This is a genomic window from uncultured Methanobrevibacter sp., from assembly GCF_900316895.1.
Taxonomy (GTDB): domain Archaea; phylum Methanobacteriota; class Methanobacteria; order Methanobacteriales; family Methanobacteriaceae; genus Methanocatella.
Genome location: NZ_ONER01000131.1, coordinates 1 through 2,776, shown reverse-complemented (window position 1 = coordinate 2,776; position 2,776 = coordinate 1). Strand labels below are relative to the sequence as shown.

General features: G+C 37.6%; 4 protein-coding genes. All 4 read right to left on the bottom strand.

Translation table 11 applies throughout. From position 1 onward, the window contains the following. Positions 1-168: 168 nt before the first annotated feature. Entirely contained in the window at positions 169-609 is a 441-nt protein-coding gene (locus QZN27_RS09615) for a cupin domain-containing protein (RefSeq protein ID WP_296786958.1), read from the bottom strand. Between the two features lie 12 nt (positions 610-621). After that, on the bottom strand, positions 622-1,473 hold the full coding sequence (locus tag QZN27_RS09610) for an SDR family oxidoreductase (protein WP_296786955.1): 852 nt from the start codon (positions 1,471-1,473) through the stop codon (positions 622-624). Between the two features lie 15 nt (positions 1,474-1,488). After that, positions 1,489-2,346, bottom strand: coding sequence for an aldo/keto reductase (locus QZN27_RS09605; RefSeq protein ID WP_296786952.1), 858 nt, complete (start codon positions 2,344-2,346; stop codon positions 1,489-1,491). A 14-nt stretch (positions 2,347-2,360) separates the two neighbouring features. Beyond that, the coding region (locus QZN27_RS09600) for a MarR family winged helix-turn-helix transcriptional regulator (protein ID WP_296786949.1) at positions 2,361-2,776 on the bottom strand (416 nt) is incomplete at its 5' end.

Genomic DNA, 2,776 nt, shown 5'->3' with positions numbered 1-2,776 from the left:
CTCTTAAAATTAGCAATATTTAATAGTTATCTAGTCAAACAGTTATTCTTTTTTATCAGAGTTTATTAGTTCAAATCGATAAGGTTGCGAACTATCTCATACGTTTTATACGAATTGTTCGCATATTTGTGATTTGTTGTTGGTGATGGTTCAATGGCTATGTCAATCTTAATAGATTAAATTCTTATAGTGTTCATCATTTACTTCTTCTAACCATTCATTGCTTGTATTTTCACCTGGAACTTCAACAGCAATGTGTGAAAACCATGAATCTGCTTTTGCGCCATGCCAATGTTTTACATTAGCTGGAATTGTAATTACAGTGCCTGGAACAAGACTTTCAGCTTTTTCGCCTTCTTCCTGATACCATCCTTCACCAGCTGTGCAAATCAAAATTTGTCCTCCTCCCTTGCTTGCCTTGTGAATGTGCCAATTGTTTCTGCATCCTGGTTCAAAAGTGACATTGGCAACAAATACAGGAGATTCTCCAAATTCATTTAAAGGATTTAGGTATGAGTTTCCGATAAAATATTGTGCAAAGGCATCGTTTGGATTGCCCATGCCAAAAATATTTGCCTTTTCAAAATCCTCTTTGTTTGAATATTTCAAAAACAACACCTTCTATTGCAATTCAAGGGTGTATCTTCCGCTGGCTATTGATGCTATTACTCCTCCATCAACCAAGAGATCAATTCCTGTGATGAATGATGAGTCATCGCTTAATAGGAATTCTGCAGCTCTTGCAATCTCTTCTGAAGTTCCTACTCTTTTTGCTGGGGATGAATTAATCATTTCCTGATAGGCATCACCTGCTGATTCGAATTCGTCATAGGCTAGTGGAGTTACAATGATTCCAGGTGAAATTGAGTTTATTCTCGCACCCCTGTCTGCCCAAGTGGTTGCTGCGGCAGTTCTGACCTTTAGGTGGTTTGCCCTTTTTGCAACTACGTATGCCACACCAGAATTGACCATTGCATCATTTTTAATGAAATCCAAATCCTTTAACTCATCAGTTGATGCCAATGCAATTTGCTGTTCGACTTCAGGAGGCAAATTCATCATGTATCCTGTTTGGCTTGAGATGATAAGTCCTGCGCCTCCTTTGGTCATATATTTTCCAAATATGTCAATTGCAAGGGATGTTGCAACAAGATCCAGATTAATGATATGCTCTGGGCTTGCCTGGTTCGGTGATGCGCCTGCAGTGTGTATGTAATATTTTACATCTCCAAGCTCGCTGGCTCTTTTTGCAAACGCTTCAACTGATTCTGCATCCATTGCATCAACAATCTGTGTTTCTACGGCATATCCGTTATATTTAAGCTCTTTTTCTCTTGCTTTAAGGTTATCTTCATTGATGTCTCCTAAAAGTATTGTCCTGTTTGTGCTTATTCTTTTTATGATTGCAGTCCCCATGCTTCCTGCACCAAGCAATGCAACTACTTCCCTATTTTCGTTTAAGTTAAATTCCATGTTTTTGCCTCCATTCTATTCATTTGCATGCACATCAAATGCATTCATTAATATTTCACCCACGCCCGGAGCATCGGGGTCATGTGAACCTTTTCCAGTGTCCAGTGCACGTAACTTATCTATTTCACTGTCAGTTAGCTTGAAATCAAATATTTCCATGTTTGATTTGATTCTTTCAGGGTTCAATGATTTTGGAAATACGATTATTCCTTCCTGATTTTCGAATCTTAAGATTATCTGGCCTGCATTCTTGTCGTATTTTTCGGCAAGTTCCAAAATTACAGGATTATTTAATAAATCCGCATTTCCTCTGCCTAATGGTCCCCAAGCTTGGATTTTAACATCCAATGGATTTAAAATTTCTTTTAATTCCTTTTGTTGGATATATGGATTGAATTCAACCTGGTTGACTGATGGAATTGAATCAAAATCAGGAACCCATTTGTTCCATAATTTCATGGTCATGTTGCTCACGCCGATTGAGAGAATTTTTCCTTCTTCCCTGGCCTCCTCCAGTGCCCTCCAGGCTTCATCAACTTTGCCGTATGGCTGGTGAAGCAGGTATAAATCCATATAGTCTGTGCCCAATTTTTCCAGTGACAGGTCAATGGCTTTTTTGGCATCCTCATATTCATAATCCTGCAGCCATAATTTGGATGTAATCCAAATGTCTTCTCTTTCCACGGCACTGTCTTTTACGGCTTGGCCCACTTCCTGTTCGTTGAAGTATGCAGTTGCTGTGTCGATGTGTCTTATTCCCAAATCGATTGCAGTTTTCACGGTTTCATATGTTGTTCCGTCTGCAGGAATCATGAATGTTCCAAATCCTATTGATGGAATTTCTAATCCGTCATTTAATTTCATATATTCCATATCATCACCATATCTTATATCATTGTTATTTTAAATAATATCTCTTTGAGAGTTTTGATTTCATCTTCACTTATGCTGGATGTAACTTTATCTTCCCAGTTTTGTATGATTTCTATTATTTCATCTGTCTTTTTGATTCCTTCATCTGTCATTTTGACTAGTTTTTTTCTCCTGTTTTCAGGGTCTTCCTTTCGTGCAATATATCCGTGGTCCTCAAATTTTCTTAAAAGCTTTGCAATGTATGCTCCGCTCACTTTAAACAATTCCACCAAATCATGTTGGGTTGCAACACCCTGGAATCTTATTCTTAAAAGAACAGAAAATTCCTTTAGTGTCAAATCATTGTCCTTAAGGTTGGATTCATAATATGATCCATAACTTGAGATTAATTCCTCAACATAATGGTAAATGAATATGTTTTCTGGATTTT

Bases quoted from the DNA above. Each gene is read 5' to 3' on its own strand.
- QZN27_RS09610 (WP_296786955.1), bottom strand. From the start codon at position 1,473: ATGGAATTTAACTTAAACGAAAATAGGGAAGTAGTTGCATTGCTTGGT.
- QZN27_RS09605 (WP_296786952.1), bottom strand. From the start codon at position 2,346: ATGGAATATATGAAATTAAATGACGGATTAGAAATTCCATCAATAGGA.